Annotated in this window: 16 protein-coding genes; 12 read left to right on the forward strand and 4 right to left on the reverse strand. The window is 53.4% G+C overall.

Annotation, left to right across the window (positions count from 1 at the left end; translation table 11 throughout):
• The first annotated feature begins 250 nt into the window (after positions 1-250).
• The 12 genes from Q9291_RS08220 to tmpT all read left to right on the forward strand — a co-directional run bounded on the left by Q9291_RS08220 (position 251) and on the right by tmpT (position 11,650).
• Positions 251-1,111 carry a hypothetical protein gene (locus tag Q9291_RS08220; RefSeq protein WP_306389558.1) on the forward strand — a complete coding sequence of 287 codons (861 nt, stop codon included), beginning with the start codon at positions 251-253 and terminating at the stop codon, positions 1,109-1,111.
• Between the two features lie 18 nt (positions 1,112-1,129).
• Positions 1,130-1,798 (forward strand): DNA oxidative demethylase AlkB, encoded by a 669-nt coding sequence (alkB, locus tag Q9291_RS08225; protein WP_306389559.1) that lies wholly within the window; start codon positions 1,130-1,132, stop codon positions 1,796-1,798.
• 243 nt (positions 1,799-2,041) lie between these two features.
• The gene (gene hpf / locus Q9291_RS08230; protein WP_306389560.1) at positions 2,042-2,368 is read left to right on the forward strand and encodes a ribosome hibernation-promoting factor, HPF/YfiA family; all 327 of its coding nucleotides are present in this window, start codon (positions 2,042-2,044) and stop codon (positions 2,366-2,368) included.
• 147 nt (positions 2,369-2,515) lie between these two features.
• Positions 2,516-3,466 (forward strand): HPr(Ser) kinase/phosphatase, encoded by a 951-nt coding sequence (gene hprK, locus Q9291_RS08235; protein ID WP_306389561.1) that lies wholly within the window; start codon positions 2,516-2,518, stop codon positions 3,464-3,466.
• Between the two features lie 19 nt (positions 3,467-3,485).
• Positions 3,486-4,367 carry an RNase adapter RapZ gene (gene rapZ / locus Q9291_RS08240; RefSeq protein WP_306389562.1) on the forward strand — a complete coding sequence of 294 codons (882 nt, stop codon included), beginning with the start codon at positions 3,486-3,488 and terminating at the stop codon, positions 4,365-4,367.
• A gap of 23 nt (positions 4,368-4,390) precedes the next feature.
• The gene (locus tag Q9291_RS08245) at positions 4,391-4,798 is read left to right on the forward strand and encodes a PTS sugar transporter subunit IIA (protein WP_306389563.1); all 408 of its coding nucleotides are present in this window, start codon (positions 4,391-4,393) and stop codon (positions 4,796-4,798) included.
• Between the two features lie 11 nt (positions 4,799-4,809).
• Positions 4,810-5,079 (forward strand): HPr family phosphocarrier protein, encoded by a 270-nt coding sequence (locus Q9291_RS08250; RefSeq protein ID WP_306389564.1) that lies wholly within the window; start codon positions 4,810-4,812, stop codon positions 5,077-5,079.
• Between the two features lie 3 nt (positions 5,080-5,082).
• Complete coding sequence (gene ptsP, locus Q9291_RS08255; protein WP_306389565.1) at positions 5,083-6,846, forward strand: phosphoenolpyruvate--protein phosphotransferase; 1,764 nt, start codon at positions 5,083-5,085, stop codon at positions 6,844-6,846.
• Positions 6,847-7,001: 155 nt separating this feature from the next.
• A complete protein-coding gene (locus Q9291_RS08260; protein WP_306389566.1) occupies positions 7,002-9,050 on the forward strand; it encodes a M3 family metallopeptidase in 2,049 nt (682 codons plus the stop codon).
• A 106-nt stretch (positions 9,051-9,156) separates the two neighbouring features.
• On the forward strand, positions 9,157-9,465 hold the full coding sequence (locus Q9291_RS08265) for a hypothetical protein (protein ID WP_306389567.1): 309 nt from the start codon (positions 9,157-9,159) through the stop codon (positions 9,463-9,465).
• A 217-nt stretch (positions 9,466-9,682) separates the two neighbouring features.
• Positions 9,683-10,930: a hypothetical protein gene (locus tag Q9291_RS08270; protein ID WP_306389568.1), complete on the forward strand. Its 1,248-nt coding sequence runs from the start codon at positions 9,683-9,685 to the stop codon at positions 10,928-10,930.
• A gap of 63 nt (positions 10,931-10,993) precedes the next feature.
• A complete protein-coding gene (tmpT, locus tag Q9291_RS08275) occupies positions 10,994-11,650 on the forward strand; it encodes a thiopurine S-methyltransferase (protein ID WP_306389569.1) in 657 nt (218 codons plus the stop codon).
• A 7-nt stretch (positions 11,651-11,657) separates the two neighbouring features.
• On the opposite strand, the gene Q9291_RS08280 is transcribed toward tmpT, so the two are convergent.
• The 4 genes from Q9291_RS08280 to Q9291_RS08295 all read right to left on the reverse strand — a co-directional run bounded on the left by Q9291_RS08280 (position 11,658) and on the right by Q9291_RS08295 (position 16,789).
• Complete coding sequence (locus Q9291_RS08280) at positions 11,658-12,335, reverse strand: HAD family hydrolase (protein WP_306389570.1); 678 nt, start codon at positions 12,333-12,335, stop codon at positions 11,658-11,660.
• An 87-nt stretch (positions 12,336-12,422) separates the two neighbouring features.
• The gene (locus Q9291_RS08285) at positions 12,423-13,256 is read right to left on the reverse strand and encodes a DUF1223 domain-containing protein (protein WP_306389571.1); all 834 of its coding nucleotides are present in this window, start codon (positions 13,254-13,256) and stop codon (positions 12,423-12,425) included.
• A gap of 91 nt (positions 13,257-13,347) precedes the next feature.
• On the reverse strand, positions 13,348-14,235 hold the full coding sequence (locus Q9291_RS08290; protein WP_306389572.1) for a transglutaminase family protein: 888 nt from the start codon (positions 14,233-14,235) through the stop codon (positions 13,348-13,350).
• A gap of 13 nt (positions 14,236-14,248) precedes the next feature.
• Positions 14,249-16,789, reverse strand: coding sequence for a circularly permuted type 2 ATP-grasp protein (locus tag Q9291_RS08295; RefSeq protein ID WP_306389573.1), 2,541 nt, complete (start codon positions 16,787-16,789; stop codon positions 14,249-14,251).
• Between the last annotated feature and the right edge of the window lie 4 nt (positions 16,790-16,793).

Genomic DNA, 16,793 nt, shown 5'->3' on the forward strand with positions numbered 1-16,793 from the left:
TTGCTGCAAATGGCCTGTCACTTGGCGTAGCCGCATGCTTGCTCTAGAATGACTGGCGGGTGCGGTGAATCAGGCAGTCTGCCTTGAACGGCCGATGAGCCGTCGTTGACCCCGTGCGACTCTGCCGATATAGATGGGGCGCACCCGCCCTTTTGAGGATAGAAGACTCCACGCGCGTGAATGGATAACGCTTATGTTTTGTCATCTGTTACGGTTTGTGCTTTATTCAATGCTGCTTGGCGGCCTCTGCATGCCAGCCGCCCGGGCAGCGCCACCAATGCAGATTTATGTCACTGTAGATTGGGAAGGTCTTTCGCTGGAGGAGGACAATCTGCAGGCCATGCGGCAATTCCGGCAGAAATTCCCCCACATCCCGATGGTGCAGCTGATGAATCCAGCCTATTTTGTGCAAAAAGATGCACACCGCGCGCAGGTTGCCCACGCCATCCGCTCAACATTTTTAGCACATGACACCATTGGTCTGCACCTGCACCCACTCAAGCCGCTGGTGCAACACTGCGGTGTGCCTTTCCATGCCTCGCCGACACTGGCGGATGCACCCATTCCCTGCGAGGGCGATAGTTGTGGCTATTCGGTCAGTCTGGAGCTGGCTTATACGCAAACAGAACTTGTGCAGCTAGTGACGTGTAGCAGTGATTTGCTGGTCAGCAATGGCTTTAACCGCCCTCGCTATTTTCGGGCAGGCGGATGGCAGCTGGGCCCCAAACTGCAAGCGGCACTGGAGGCTAATCGCTTTGTGTGGGACAGTTCACGCATTGCCCCTGACCTGCTCACCTCGCGCTGGCATGCGGACAGCCGCATGATACAACGCATTCAACAGCTGCACCCCGACAGCTCAACGCTGGATCAACCTTACGCACTTTCTTACCAGCTCATGGAGTTTCCCAATAATGCTGCGCTGGCCGATTACACGAGCACCAGGCAACTGTTACAGGTATTCAAACAACTGCTTGCAGCGCACAAACCGGTCATGGTGCTTGGCTTTCATCAGGAAACCGCAGCCGACTATTTAATTCGTCTGGAAAGGGCGATTCCACATATGGAAAAAATTGCCAAAGAACAGCAGGTGACGATTGAATGGCGTCATTAGTGAACACCCGCTGCGGGAATGAATCTGCTGACACGTGGTCTGAAAACCATGGATTTATTGACTGAGTTACGCCCTGAACAAATGACGCTGGCGGCAGGCGCTGTATGGTTGCCCGGATTTGCCCTGCCGCAGGCCGAGGCGCTCTGCGCGTACTTGCAGCAGCATTTTGTGCCCCACCCGCCACAACAGATGATGACACCGATGGGCTATCCGATGTCAGTGCGCACCAGCAGCATGGGTGACCGGGGTTGGGTCGGCAGTGCGCAAGGCTACGGCTATAGTGCCGTCGAGCCGAGTTCCGGCAGGCCATGGCCGCCCATTCCGCCCCTTATACTCACACTCGCCCATGATGCAGCGCTAAAAGCAGGGTATGCCGGGTTTGTGCCGGACAGCTGCCTGATCAATGTCTATGCGCCCGGCAACAAAATGGGGCTGCATCAGGACAAAGATGAACAAGACTTTTCGCAACCGATTGTCTCGGTTTCACTGGGCATCCCTGCCACCTTTTTGTTTGGCGGTGCCAGGCGTAGCGACAAAGCGGTGAAAGTCCCTTTGCAGCATGGTGATGTCGTCGTGTGGGGCGGTGCCAGTCGGCGCTTTTATCATGGCATTGCAACCATTGCTGCCAATCAGCACCCGCAGGCGGGCGCGCAACGCATTAATCTGACATTGAGAAAAGCGACTTGATCAGCGCTGTTGATTGCCCCCTTGAGCGCCTCACCGCTTCGCAATGACGGCACATTCGGTGGCACTGCTCAGGGCGCAGATTGCAGCATGCAAACACACGTAAAGTTTCTGATAAACACCTTGTTTACCCCGCATTTCCGGGTTGCATCTGTGATTCAAAGGTGTACACTGAAATTGTCCCAACCGCCCAATTGATAAGGCAATTGAGAACAGGAAGGGATCATTTCATAAAAGGAGTTTGTCATGAATTTACAACTTAGTGGACATCATTTAGAAATCACTCCGGCATTGCGCGAATATGTGTTATCCAAATTTACGCGCATCAGCAATCACTTTGATCATGTGATTGATGTGAAAGTGACCATGTCTGTAGAAAAGCTTGCCCAAAAGGTTGAAGCCACCCTGCATGTACCCGGCAACGATTTACACGCAGCCTGCTCGGATGAAAACATGTATAGCGCAATTGATATGCTGACAGACAAACTTGACCGTCAGGTGGTCAAACATAAAGAAAAACAGGGTGACCATCACAAATCCGGTGGCGCAGTGAAGCACCAGCTCAGTTCCTGATTTTTACTCTTCATTCTCTACCCGCGCGGGTAGAGAATACCAGCGCAACAGCGCTTTGCCAGTTTTAAACAGCACATTTCCCCCAAGCAGCATAATCAGTTGTAAAATAATTCACTGATCCCAACCGCAGGCGCTTATAGGAAGCACATGGCTCAAATTTCTGTGGCCGATTTGTATAAACAAATCCGCAGCAAACTCAAACTTAAATGGGTAGCTGGCGAGGCCGGTGGCAATAAAATCCTTAACTCGGGTACGGTGACCAAACCCTCTCTGGCACTGATAGGGCATTTGAATTTTGTACACCCCAACCGCGTGCAGGTTCTGGGCTGTGCCGAAATGGACTACCTGCATACCTTGAGCATTCTGGCGCTGCAACAAGCGGTCGCCAACCTGTTTTCAACTGATCTCGCCATGATCGTGGTGGCCAATGGTGAAAAAGTCCCGCCCGTCATGCTGGAAGCCGCACAACAGCAACAGATTCCCCTCTTCACTTCGCCCATGATCAGCCCGCAATTAATGGAACTGCTGGGCCATTACCTGGCAGTCGCCACCGCAGAATCGACCAGTATGCACGGGGTGTTTATGGAGGTACAGGGCTTTGGCGTGTTGATTAAAGGCAGTGCAGCCATCGGTAAAAGCGAGCTGGCACTCGAACTGATCTCACGCGGGCATCGGCTGGTGGCCGATGATATTGTCGATTTTTATCGCGTCTCGCCGGAACGGGTGGAAGGGCGTTGCCCGGAACTGTTGCAGGACTTTCTGGAAGTGCGCGGCCTGGGCATTTTGAATATTCGCGCACTGTTTGGCGACAACGCGGTCAAACCGACCAAGCCACTGGATATGATGATACAGCTGGAACTGGCAGATGACATGAAGCCACAGGATCTGGACAGGCTCAGCGCGAATCGGCAAACCGAGCATGTGCTGGATGTTGAAATCAGCAAGGTCATTATTCCGATTGCGGCAGGGCGTAACATTGCGGTACTGGTGGAGGTGGCGGTGCGCAACCATATGCTGCTATTGCGGGGCGTGAATGCCACCAAACAACTCACGCAACGTCAAAAGCAACTGATGTTGAGAGAAAGTAAATTACGATGATAAGAAGGCGATCACACACATGCAACTGGTGATTGTTACCGGCTTGTCCGGCTCCGGCAAAACCATCGCCCTGCGCGTATTTGAAGACAGTGGCTATTACTGCATCGACAACCTGCCGGCCACGCTGCTGCCGCATATTCAAAGCCACGTAGCCAACCGTGATGCGGCCAAAGTGGCTGTCAGCGTAGATAGCCGCAGCATTGCCATTGAGTCGTTGCCAGACATTTTGCAAACCCTGAAGACACAGCATATTGATGTGCATTTGCTGTTTCTGGATGCCAGTCTCGAAACGCTGGTCAAACGTTTTTCGGAAACCCGGCGCAAACATCCCCTCAGTACACCCAATCAGGCGCTGGCCGAGAGCATCCAGCATGAGCGCGACTTACTGTCGGGCCTGAGCAATCTCGGGCACCACGTCGATACCAGCAATTTGTCATCCAACACTCTGCGCAACCATACCCGCAACTGGATGCTGCAACTTGAACAGCACTATCAGGAAGCCCCTTCCCACAGCCTGGTGCTTTCGTTTATTTCATTCGGCTTCAAGCACGGCATTCCGCTGGATGCCGACTTTGTATTTGATGTGCGCAGCCTGCCTAACCCGCACTATGATCCGGTGTTACGGCCATACAATGGCAAACAGGCACCGATCCAGCAGTTTTTGCAGAATGAGCCCGTGGTGCTTGAAATGCAGCAGGACATTCAGCACTATATAGAAAAGTGGTTACCCGGCTTTTATCAGGACCATCGCAGCTATGTCACCGTTGGCATTGGCTGTACCGGCGGGCAACATCGCTCCGTTTATCTGGTCGAACAACTGGGCACCTATTTTAAGCAGCAACATCAGGTGATGATTCGCCACCGCGAATTGCATGAAACACAGGTGCTCACAAAGCCCTGAAGAACAACCGGGAAAGTACTGATATGATTGGTGTTTTGATTATTGCACATGGCAGCTTGGGCGAAAGCCTGATTGATTGCGCGACCCATGTGATGGGCAACCGTCCGGCACAACTGGACTATCTGCAGATTTCCAAAACAGATGATCCTGCCGAGATGCTGCGCAAGGCGGAAACGCTGGTGCGCAATCTGGACAGCGGTCAGGGTGTGCTGGTGCTTTCCGACATTTATGGCGCGACACCGTGCAATATTGTCACCCGCTTGCTCAGCCCGAACATTACCGAAGGCGTGGCGGGCGTGAATTTACCTATGCTGGTCAGAGTGCTCAACTATCGACAGGAAGGCTTGCATACCTGTATTGAAAAAGCATTAAGCGGTGGACGCGAAGGGGTGGTCCACTTTACTGAAACGACGTGCCATCATGCACAATAACAACCACAACTATGGCCAAACTATCACTCGAAATCGTCAACAAACTGGGCTTGCATGCCCGTGCATCGACCAAATTCACGCAAACTGCCAGCCAGTTCAAGAGCGAGGTCTGGGTCGAAAAAAATGGGCGCCGCGTCAACGCCAAAAGCATTATGGGCGTGATGATGCTGGCGGCGGCCAAAGGCAGTATGATTGAGATCGAAGCGACCGGGCCAGACGAGCAACAGGCGCTGGAAGCCTTGCAGACGCTGGTGAACAACTATTTTGGCGAGGGTGAATAATTGATGGCGCGCAGTCTGCCAAGCTTTAGCATGCACGGCGTAGGCGTTTCCAGTGGCATCGCCATCGGGCACGCACATTTGATTTCTCACGCGCTGCTAGAAGTGGTGCACTTCAAAATAGGTGCCAAAAGTGTACAAGAAGAAATAAGTCGTTTTGACCGCGCCATTGCACTGGTTAAACTGGATTTCGAACAGCTTAAGTCACAGCTTCCCCAGAATGCACCGGCAGAGCTAAGTGCGTTTATTAATACGCACCTGGCCATGCTGTGCGACAAATCGTTGTCTGAAGCCCCTAAAGCGATTATTCAGCAAGAGCTTTGCAACGCCGAGTGGGCGCTCAAGCAGCAGATGGATGATATCGTGGCGCAATTTGACGCCATTGAGGATGCTTATTTACGCGAGCGCAAACACGACGTCATGCAGGTGGTGGAGCGCGTGATTAAAGTGTTACTTGGGCGCCACCAGCAAGCACCCGGCGACAAAAAACAGCAAGCAAAGCAAGAGCGCGCGATGATTCTGGTCGCACATGACATTTCACCGGCTGATGCGATTCAGTTCAAACACCACCAGTTTGCGGCCTTTATCACCGATGTTGGCGGGGTCACCTCACATACAGCCATTCTGGCGCGCAGCCTGAACATTCCATCCATTGTCGCCTTGCAGCGTGCGCGTGACCTGATTAATGACGGCGAGCTGATGATTGTCGACGGCATGCAAGGCGTTGTGATTGTCAACCCGGATCCCGAGGTGCTGGCGGAATACCAGCTTAAGCAAAACCAGTGGCAGTTGGCGCAACAAAAGCTGCAACGTATTAAAACCACCAAAGCCGTAACGGTTGACGGCATTGCCATCGACTTGCTGGCCAACATTGAAGTGCCGGAAGACGTAATCAGCGCCAAAGCATCAGGCGCAGCAGGCGTCGGTCTGTACCGGACCGAGTTTCTGTTTATGAACCGGGCGGACATGCCGGATGAGCAAGAACAGTTTGAGGCCTACCGTCATGTGGCAGAGGCGATGAAGGGCTATCCAGTGACCATCCGTACACTGGATATCGGCGCGGATAAGCAGCTCAACCCGGATGAAGTGGTCACTGCCACCAACCCGGCACTCGGCTTGCGCGCGGTGCGCTATTGCCTGTCAGAGCCCCATATTTTCCATACCCAGTTTCGGGCGCTATTACGTGCCTCGCATTACGGACAGGTGAAAATCCTGATCCCCATGCTGTCCAATCTGGCCGAGCTGCGCCAGAGCAAACTGCTGCTGCAACGGGCCAAGGAATCACTGCGCAAAGAAAACATTCCGTTCGATGAACAGATCAGCCTAGGCGGCATGATTGAAGTACCCGCTGCCGCCATCAGTGCCGAAGCCTTTGCCCAGGAACTCGATTTTTTGTCGATAGGCACGAACGACCTGATTCAGTACACGCTGGCGATTGACCGTGCTGACGATGCAGTGGCCCATTTGTACAACCCATTGCACCCGGCCGTACTCAAGCTAATCAACTGGACCATACAGGCGGCACAAAAATATCAAAAACCGGTATCGGTCTGTGGCGAAATGGCGGGCGACACCCGCCTTACCCGCTTGCTGGTCGGCATGGGCATGCGTCAGCTTTCCATGCACCCTTCGCATATTCTGAGCGTGAAATCACAGATTCTGCAAAGTGAAGAAGCGGTGCTCGGCAAGCAGGCGAAAAAGATTCTGTCACTGAGTGACCTGGACAAAATAGAACCGCTGGTCAATCGGCTGAATGGTACGCAGATGTAACGTTGCGCAGGTCAAAAAAGAGCCCTGCGTCAAGCCATGGCTATTGATTTAACAAAACTCATCACCATCATCAGAATATACAATCACTCAACCGCGAACATTTGGCTAATAATAAGCCTCTACCCAATATCGTGTATTTACCAAAGGATCACACTGTGAGCACCAACCCATTACTTGCTGTTGGCGGTTTGCCAAGATTTAATGAAATTCGCCCGGAGCATGTCTCCCCGGCGATTGACAGCCTGATTGCCGAAGGCCGCGCGCTGGTTGAACAATTGGCGACGGCACAGGCGACCCCTGACTGGCAAAATTTTGTGCAACCCATTGAAACTTTCTCGGAGAAACTCTCACGCAGCTGGGGGCCGGTCGGCCATATGAACGCGGTGGTCAACACCCCCGCGCTACGTGAAGCCTACAATGACAACCTGGCCAAACTGACTGACTTTTACAGCGATTTATCCCAGGATGAACGCCTGTATAACAAATACAAGGCCATTCAACACAGTGCCGAATATGCCACTCTGAATGCGGCGCAACGCACGATCATCGATCACGAGGTCCGTGGCTTTAAACTCGGCGGGGCGGAACTGCCAAGCGCCGAAAAAGCGCGCTTTAAAGAGATTGCTGAAAAGCTTTCCAGACTGGGTAGCAAGTTTGAAGAAAACATTCTCGACCACACCAACGACTTCAACCATGTGGTCACCGATGCCGCAGCACTTGAAGGCCTGCCGGACGACGCCCTGCAAGCAGCGGCTGAAGCGGCCAAAGAAGAAGGCAAACAAGGCTACCTGTTTACCCTGCACTTCCCGTCTTATATGCCGGTGATGCAGTATTGCGAAAATCGCGACTTGCGTGAAACGCTGTATCGCGCATATGTGACCCGCGCCTCCGAGTTTAGCCCCCCTGACGCAGATGGAAAACCAAAGTGGGACAACACCCATCTGATTGCTGATTTGCTTAAACTCAAGCAGGAAGAGGCCATGCTGCTGGGCTTTAACAACTATGCCGAGCTCTCACTCGCCACCAAGATGGCAGATACCCCGGCACAGGTGATCGACTTTCTCGATACTCTGGCGAAACGTGCCAAACCTTACGCCGAAAAAGACATGGCAGAACTGAAGGCCTATGCAGAAAAACTCGGCTTTGCTGACATGCAAGCCTGGGACGTGCCATACATCAGTGAAAAACTGCGCCAGGATAAATACGCTTTTTCGGATCAGGAAGTGAAGCAATACTTCCCCGAGGCGAAGGTACTGGCGGGTCTGTTCAAGGTGGTAGAAACCATTTTTGGTGTGCAAGTCAGAAAAGTCGATGCGCCGGTATGGCATCAGGATGCCAGCTTTTATGAAATCAGTGATCAGCAGCGCCAGCCGATTGCCTATTTTTATCTGGACCTCTATGCGCGCCAGAGCAAGCGTGGCGGTGCCTGGATGGACGAATGCATTACACGCCGCAAAACAGCCAATGGCATTGAACTGCCCGTAGCTTACCTGACCTGTAACTTCTCTGCCCCGGTCGGCGACAAACCCGCGCTATTCACCCATGACGAAGTGATTACCCTGTTCCACGAGTTTGGCCATGGCCTGCACCACATGCTGACGCAAGTCGATGAATACAGCGTATCTGGCATTAAAGGCGTGGAATGGGATGCCGTGGAACTGCCCAGCCAGTTTATGGAAAACTTCTGCTGGGAGTGGGATGTGTTGCGCCATATGACCCAACATATCGAAACTGGCGAACAATTGCCACGTGCGCTGTTTGATAAAATGGTCGCCGCCAAAAACTTCCAGGCCGGGATGCAGACCGTGCGCCAGATCGAGTTTTCATTGTTTGATATGCGCCTGCACAGCCAGTTTGACCCCGCTGGCAGCCAAACGGCCCTCGATGTCATCGAGCAGATTCGTGACGAAGTGGCGGTATTACGCCCCCCGAAATGGAACCGCTTCCCCAACAGCTTCAGCCATATTTTTGCCGGCGGATATGCCGCAGGCTACTACAGCTACAAATGGGCTGAAGTCCTCTCTGCCGACGCCTACAGCCTGTTTGAAGAAATGGGCGTACTGTCGCAGGAAGCCGGCAGCCGCTTTAAACAGGAAGTACTGGCGCAAGGCGGCTCACGTCCGGCCATGGAATCTTTCGTCGCCTTCAGAGGCCGCGCGCCGAGCATGGATGCCTTGCTCAGGCATAACGGCATGTCCAGCTAGCCATTTTCTGCCAAAGCCAAGTGCCGCGCACTTGGCTTTTTTGTTGGTTTTGCATAAGGTCTGCTATGCTATAGCTCACTGTTAACTTCGCTTTCAAGGATGCATCATGTCTCGTTTCTGTGTACTCATCTGTCTTGGTCTATGGATACCCCTGTCGTCGTTTGCCACAAGTGCTGCCGAGGATGACATTCAGGCCAAAACGGCCAATGGTGATGAAGTCGTGCTGCACTCCAACGGCTACTGGGAGTTTAAAGACAGTAAAAAGGCGGCTGAAGCCAAAGTCAAAGTCGAGCAGTTTGAACATGACAACAGTTGCCCACTGGGTATGCGACCAAGCTTTCTCGGCCTGGGGCGTTGCATTGCATTTGATGACCCGATTTTGAAACGGGGCTCGCTCAGCGGCAAGGGTCGATAACCGCCTGCCCAGCCAAATAGCCGACAACACATTTCCGGGCACTATAATGGGGCAAAAACCGGGTCCCGGTGTTTATTGAATCTTCATACTTAGTCCTTCAACACTGTCATTTTCCCGCTACAAAGCCCTTGAAAACAATAAGGAATGCTTGCGCAGCCTGATCGGGTATAAGGTTTGCTTATATCTATCCTTTACGCAATAAACTATCCTGAGAGCCATGATTAATTCCCTAGACTTCGCTCGCCACGGCGACAAACAAAACTCTGCCTTTTTTGAGGAGTACCTGCAAAAACTGCTGGAGGAGCGCGACCAGCTTGGGCTGACCGAGATGATTCACGAGATTGATGCATTGATGATTACGGTAGACCCGGATCATTCAATTCAATATATCGCCGAATTATCGCTGATGACGTCGTACCACTATCTGGTCACACTGGAGAGTGAAAAGCACTGGACGCATATTTTGCGCATTGACTTGAATTCACCTGACCTGCTGGTGCGTGAGGTAAAAGATCCTAACTTCAGGGGCATTTTTCGGGCGCTTAATGAAATCTACCCGGTGGGTGCGCGCAAACCCAATAGCCGCTATATGGGCGAAATTATTCGTGTCAGCAATATGCATGAAGTGGTCAAACTGCAAGAGGAGCGTGAGTTCAGGTTTTTCACACAGGATGAAGTGCGCAAGCTGGAGTTGCCGGGCAATGTAGCGATCAGCAAGCCTTCGCCGTATACACACAATATTGTCGGCTACATGAAGCGCGAGCCCAACGAGTTGCGCGTGTATGCACTGGGCATGAGCACCATACGCGCGGATGTACAGGCCGCGTACGAGGAGGCCAAAAACCTGCAAGCCAAGCTGCGTATTGATGACCTGATTTTACCGGTCGACCATCTGGCCACCCGTGTCTACAGTCAAAACCGCGAGGTGGCCATTCTGGAGTATTTGTCCTGGTCGAGTTACTTTTTCTGGGGCGCGTATAACATCTGGGATCAGAACTCTTCTACCAATGTCACCAAAAGCGTGCATGGCTTGCCGGAAACCAAAAGCCCGGCCAAGGTATTCACCGCCAACAATACGCCTTACTTTGTGAATCATCTGGAAAAACTGCCTTCCCCCACCGAGACCTTTGTGCGCAACTATGGGCCGCGCTTGCACCATGTGGCACTGTCAGTGAAGGATGGGACACGGGATGGCCTGGAAAATATCGAATTTGTGGTCAATGCCATTGCCAGTCAGGGCAAAGGCTTTTTGCTAGACGTGATCGGATCCAAGGAAGAAGGCCTCAAACAGATTTTCTCCAACGCCTCAGAGCATTCATCGCTGATTATTGAATATGTCCAACGCTATGACGGCTTTGATGGCTTTTTTACCCGAGATAATGTGGCCAAGCTGACGGAAGCCGCCGGGGTAGAAGAAGGCGTACTCGAACAGCAGGCCAGATTGAGCCAGAACGCCGGCAAATGAATACGCATTGCATCATCCCTGACTTATACTGCGCATTTGTTCAAGAGTCACAGGGAGTATGCAATGCATCACGAGTTCTGGCATGCGCGCTGGGAAAATAATCAGATCGGGTTTCATCTCGACGAAGCCAATCCTTTGCTGGTCAGGCATTTTCACCAGCTGGCGCTGACACCAGGCCAACGGGTATTTGTACCGCTCTGCGGCAAATCAATCGATATCCACTGGCTACTGGCGCAAGGTTACCATGTAGTGGGTGCCGAGCTCAGCACACTGGCGGTAGACGCCTTGTTTGAGTCGCTGGCAGTCATACCGGATGTACGCACGGAAGGTGCACTCACACACTATCATGCCGAGCACATCGATATTTTTAACGGCGATATTTTTGCATTGGGCGCCGCGCAATTAGGCCACATCGATGCCATTTACGACCGCGCTGCATTGGTGGCGCTGCCGCAAGAAATGCGCCAGCGCTATAGCCTGCATTTGAGAAAAATTACCGATCAGGCACCGCAACTGCTGGTCAGCTTTGAGTATGATCAATCACAACAGCCAGGACCGCCATTCAGTGTCAACGCGCAGGAAGTGAGCAGTCACTACAGCGCATTCTATACGCTGCGTTTGCTGGCAGACGATCCGCTGAGTGGCGGACTCAAGGGCAAGTGCCCGGCGCAAGAGCAGGTTTGGCTTCTCACCGCAAGATCACTGGCACATGCACAGTGAGCGCCCCCTAAACCACGACAGGCAAGCTGGTCGCACAGCCTGCCAGCTCGGCGTGGTTTTCCAGCCAGTGCTGCAAACTTTCAACCACCTGATGTGCCTGGCTACGCACCAGCGTACTCGGCTGTTTTAAATCAGGCACTACAATCACACGCAGGCCCGCGGCAATGGCGGCTTGCGCACCCAGTTCGCTGTCTTCAAACGCGATGCATTCTTCTGCCTGCAACCCGAGCTTGTCTAATGCCAACAAATAAATATCGGGGTTGGGTTTGCCGCGCTTGACCTCTTGCCCACTGGTCACATGTTGAAAGTAATCCAGCACGCCAGTGTGCGTTAAACGGTGCTCAATATGCGGAATAGGCGATGATGAGGCCACACTGCAAATCACCCCAGCCTCACGGTAATATTGTAGCAACTCAACCACGCCGCTTTTCAGCGGAAACACATGGTTACGCGCATCCAGAAAGGTGTTCAGGCCCGTAATCACTTGCTGCATAGGCTGCTCACCGCCCAATTGTTCCGCCATGATACGGCTGGAATCTGACCAGATACGTCCCACCAGCTCCACATACTGCGCCTGGGTATAGGCAATGCCAATGCGTTGAGCGGCTTCAATGCAACCCTGCATAATAATGCGCTCGGAATCGATCAGCAGACCGTCCATATCAAAAATGGCAGCTTTAATCACGGATGACTTTCAGGAAAATAATGTGCAGTGCACGCGGTCGAATACAGCCGTTATTTTACCGTGATTGCCGGGGTCTGGACCAAACAATTAAGCAGGTGGCCGCTGACAAAAATCCAGTCGTAACGACTGCAAGACTTCGCCAGAGTGCGCGGACTGCACATATACCATGGCGCCTGCTGCATCGCTTAACCATGCCTTATCCAGTAACAGCGCCTGTTGAACAGCCTGAGCTGCATTCAAGGTATAAGGCCCAAACCATTGCCTGACCACGGCATCGTGCTTGAGGACGCGGCCACTGTTTTCACCGGCCTTGACCGCCGTAGACAGGCCATCTGTATACAAGGCAATGTAGATATTGGCGGAGGAAGAGGCTAACAGTGCGCGTGCGGAGACCTGCAGCTTGAACTGCGTGGCGGAATGCGGCAACTGTTGCAGATCCAGATGCACCGGTGAAGGCACTTGCGCCAGTTGCTGGCTGAGCGCATGCAGACGCGCAGTATTCCATCCACGGAAATCCATGCCATTGAGTGTGAACTGCGGGGTATACACCACCGGGTTGGCGGTCACCTGCGCCTGCAAACGTTGCTTTTCACTGAATTGCGGCCGGCCGTAAGGATCCTTCCAGCCAAGACTGTCCCAGTAGTCAACATGGTATGCCAATATGTTCACGCCAGGGGCGCTCTCGTTCGCCGTACTTGCCTTCAGGCTGCTCAGCCACTGCTCGGCAGGCGGGCAACTGCTGCACCCCTGTGAGGTGTAGAGTTCCAGCAAAGGCGTCACGCTGGGGCCACTCCGGGCCTGACACTGCGTTGCTTCTGCAAACACGGAAGTGCTGAAAAACAAGATAGTGGAAAACAAGGCGCTAGAAAAAAAACCCAAGCCGCAGGCTATGCGCAACGCTGAACGGGATAGACAAATCATGACAGGCTCCGTAATCAATTAATACGGATTGGTCGCGGGTGAAGAAAATAACTTACAAAAAAGTCACCTGCCGTAAAGCGGTCAGATGCATTTATGCCGCCACGGTCGTCAACGGCGTCACCGTGACACTGACCTTGAGGTGTTGTTTGCCACCACCCAGCACCACCCCGCGCATGGGGGTCACATCATTAAAATCGCGTCCCCAGGCCACGGTAATATGCTCCTGTTGCACCATACAATTGTTGGTCGGATCAAAGTCAACCCAGCCATTCAGCGGACAATAGACCGATACCCAGGCATGCGAGGCATCGGCACCGACCAGACGTGGCTGACCAGCTGGCGGATGGGTAAGTATGTAACCACTCACATAGCGACAAGCCAGCCCCAGTGAACGCAATGCGCCTATCATCAGATGGGCAAAATCCTGGCATACCCCCCGTTTTCCGCGCAGTACTTCATCGAGCGGTGTTGCCACATCAGTGGCTTGCGGATCAAACTCAAACTCACGATAAATATGCTGCGTGAGCGCCATGACCGCCTCAAGTAATGGGCGATCCGGGGTAAAAGACTGGCGCGCAAAAGTGGCCAATGGCTCGCTGCACTTGACCTTGGAGGTGGAATACATAAAACCGGTAGCGTCAAGATGCTGCGTAGCCTGTGTGCGCAGCATCCATCTGACCTGCTCCCATGACGGGCCTTGTATCAACGCTGGAAATCTGGGGCGTGCTTGCAGTTCCACCGTAAATCGTGAAATGACCAGCAACGTTTGATGAGGTGCAAGAATGGTCAGGTAATCATTGCGGTTCCCCAAAAAGTCCAGACGTGAGGATTGCTCGGCTGGCACCGGCTCGCATAGCAGGGTATGCGCGAGACAATGTTGATACACTGTCTCGCGCGGGAGCATATGTAATAGCTGTTGCGACTGACTGACGGGGCTGTCGTATTGATATTTGGTCTGATGTTCCACTTGATAGCGCATGCAGCTGTTCCCTCTAATATCCAGATGATGCATGCATACTGGTATAGCTGAAAAAGCGCAAACTCAGGCGGTCTGACAAATGGAGCGTGACGGTATAGGTTTGATCCAGCCAGGCCGCCAGTGTCATGTTACCCGGCGCAAAGGTCTGATCGGGGTCAAGCGCCATCAGTGACTGCCAGCAATCATTGAGTTCGGTGGCGATGCCGCCGGCACTGTCCTGTGCATCCATTTCTTGCAGGTATTTCACCAGGCCTTTAATCTGGAACACAATCGAATTCGGGTTGTGCGCGTCAGTGAGCAGCAAGTCCAGCACGGGCAACCACTCGGGTTGCGAAGCATATCGCGCACGGTAAGTCACCAGATTATTGGTGACTTGTAACAACCACTCGAGATTGCTGTGTTGCGGCATTTCCAGCGCACGCGACAATAGCATGCACATAAACTGTAAACGCTCGATGCGTCGGCCCAGCGACATAAAGCGCCAGCCCAGATCACGCGTCATCCAGTCCATGGCAAAACCGGTGAGCGTGACGAAATGGTTAATCGCAAGCTCAATCTGCGACATCGCGTCTTGCAGGCTAGGGTGCGGGTGGCGCGTAATAAACTGGCGTGAAAGTTGATTCACGGTACGCCAGTGGTCGTTGGAAATACGCTCGCGCAGATTAAAGGCCTGTTGAAACAGTTGCTGCACACTGGTGGCCAGGCTGCTGGACTGCTGCGCAAATACGGCTTTAATCAGCAGCGGTTCGATTTCGTCATCTGACCATGGCTGCCACAGTACATCCTCGTCCTCCTCGTCGTCACCAGTGGGCAGCAAGGCAAACCACTGACACAAGCCCTGCATGGTCGGCCACTCACCCGCGCGGGCTTCTGCAGAGTAATCCAGCAAGGTACGGATGGTAGCCCGCAGCATGATGGCTTTTTGCAGATGGCGCACGCAGTAACGGCCATACCAGAACAGGTTTTCTGCCATACGACTGGACAGATAGGTGTTTTCACGCACCAGATCCTTGCTGGAAGTGGTTTTGCGCAGCAGGCTGAAAGGGGCCTGACTGTGTGAAGAGAGTACCCAGGTATCTTTGCTGGTCCCCCCTCGCTGCATGGTCACGACCCTATCATCTTTACCACTGGCCACACGCGCCAGCCCGCCCGGCATCACCGCATAGCCATTGGGTGTTGCAAATGCATAGACGCGTACACTCACCGCCAGCGAACTCAACTGTGGCTGGTGATGGCTGACCAGCACAGGGGCATGCGAAATATCCACGCGCTCCTGCGCAATATAATGGTCGGGCTGGGCACGTAATTTGGCGATCAATGTTTCTTTTTGCGTGGCGTTGAGATCTTCCCCAAAAATCGGTGAGGACTGTACTTGTGGATAGGCTGGCTTGATCACCAGAAAATCCAGATTGGCGATAACATACGCCAGTGCAGTCGGTTCGCCACACCACCAGGTGGCCACCGATGGCATGCGCAAGTCTTCACCCAGCAAGGATTGACAGAGGCCGGGTAGAAAACCCAATAGCGCGCCAGACTGCAACAAATTGGCGCCCAGCGCATTGGCAATCAGCACATGGCCGCATCGCGCCACTTCAGTCAGCCCTGCCACCCCCAGCAGGGATTCGGCATTGAGTTCCAGCGGATCACAGTAGTCATCATCAATCCGGCGCACAATGGCATGCACCGGTTGCAAGCCCGCAATAGTTTTCAGCCAGACCACGCCATTGCGCACCGTGAGGTCACTGCCCTGCACCAGCGGATAGCCGAGATAGCCCGCCAGAAAAGATTGCTCATGATAGGTTTCGTTATACGGCCCTGGCGTCAGGATAACCACCAGTGGTGGCTCACCCGCGCCCAGCGGCGTAATGCCGGGCACAGCCGCAGCCTGCCGTGCAGCCACACGATGCCCCCAGTGCGCCAGACTGTCGCGCATGCTGGCAAAAAACCCGCTCAGGCGTTCAATATTGAGGTCGCGGAACAGCTCGGGAAATGCGCTGGAAATAATGGTACGGTTTTCAAGCGCATACCCTGCGCCAGTCGGTGCCTGCGTGCGGTCTGACACCACCCACCATTGCCCATTCGGCGCACGGGCAATATCGACGGCATAACTGTGCAGCGCGACATCGTCATCATGCGACATGCCCACGCAAGGCGTTAAAAATCCGTTATGGCCGTAAATCAGGCCAGGAGGCAACTGGCCGCTGCTCAGCAGTTGTTGCGGACCATAGATATCCAGCAAAATCTGGTTGAGTAAAGTCGCGCGCTGGGCCACTGAAGCAGCAATATGTTGCCACTCTTCTTGCGGAATGATCAGCGGCAACACATCCAGATCCCACGGGCGTTGTACGCCATGCGTATCGGCATAGACATTGTAAGTCACGCCATTGTCACGGATTTGGCGTTGCACCGCCTCGATACGCTTGCGCATCACTGCGGGCTCTTCATGCTGTAACTGCTCAATCATCGCCTGCCAGTGCGGACGTGACGAACCTGCGCTATCCAACAATTCGTTGTAGCGATCAGAAAAATAAAGTTGATTGAGCACAGGCTGCATACCT

Origin of the sequence: Methylophilus aquaticus (assembly GCF_030769565.1) — a bacterium.
Taxonomy (GTDB): Bacteria; Pseudomonadota; Gammaproteobacteria; order Burkholderiales; family Methylophilaceae; genus Methylophilus; species Methylophilus aquaticus.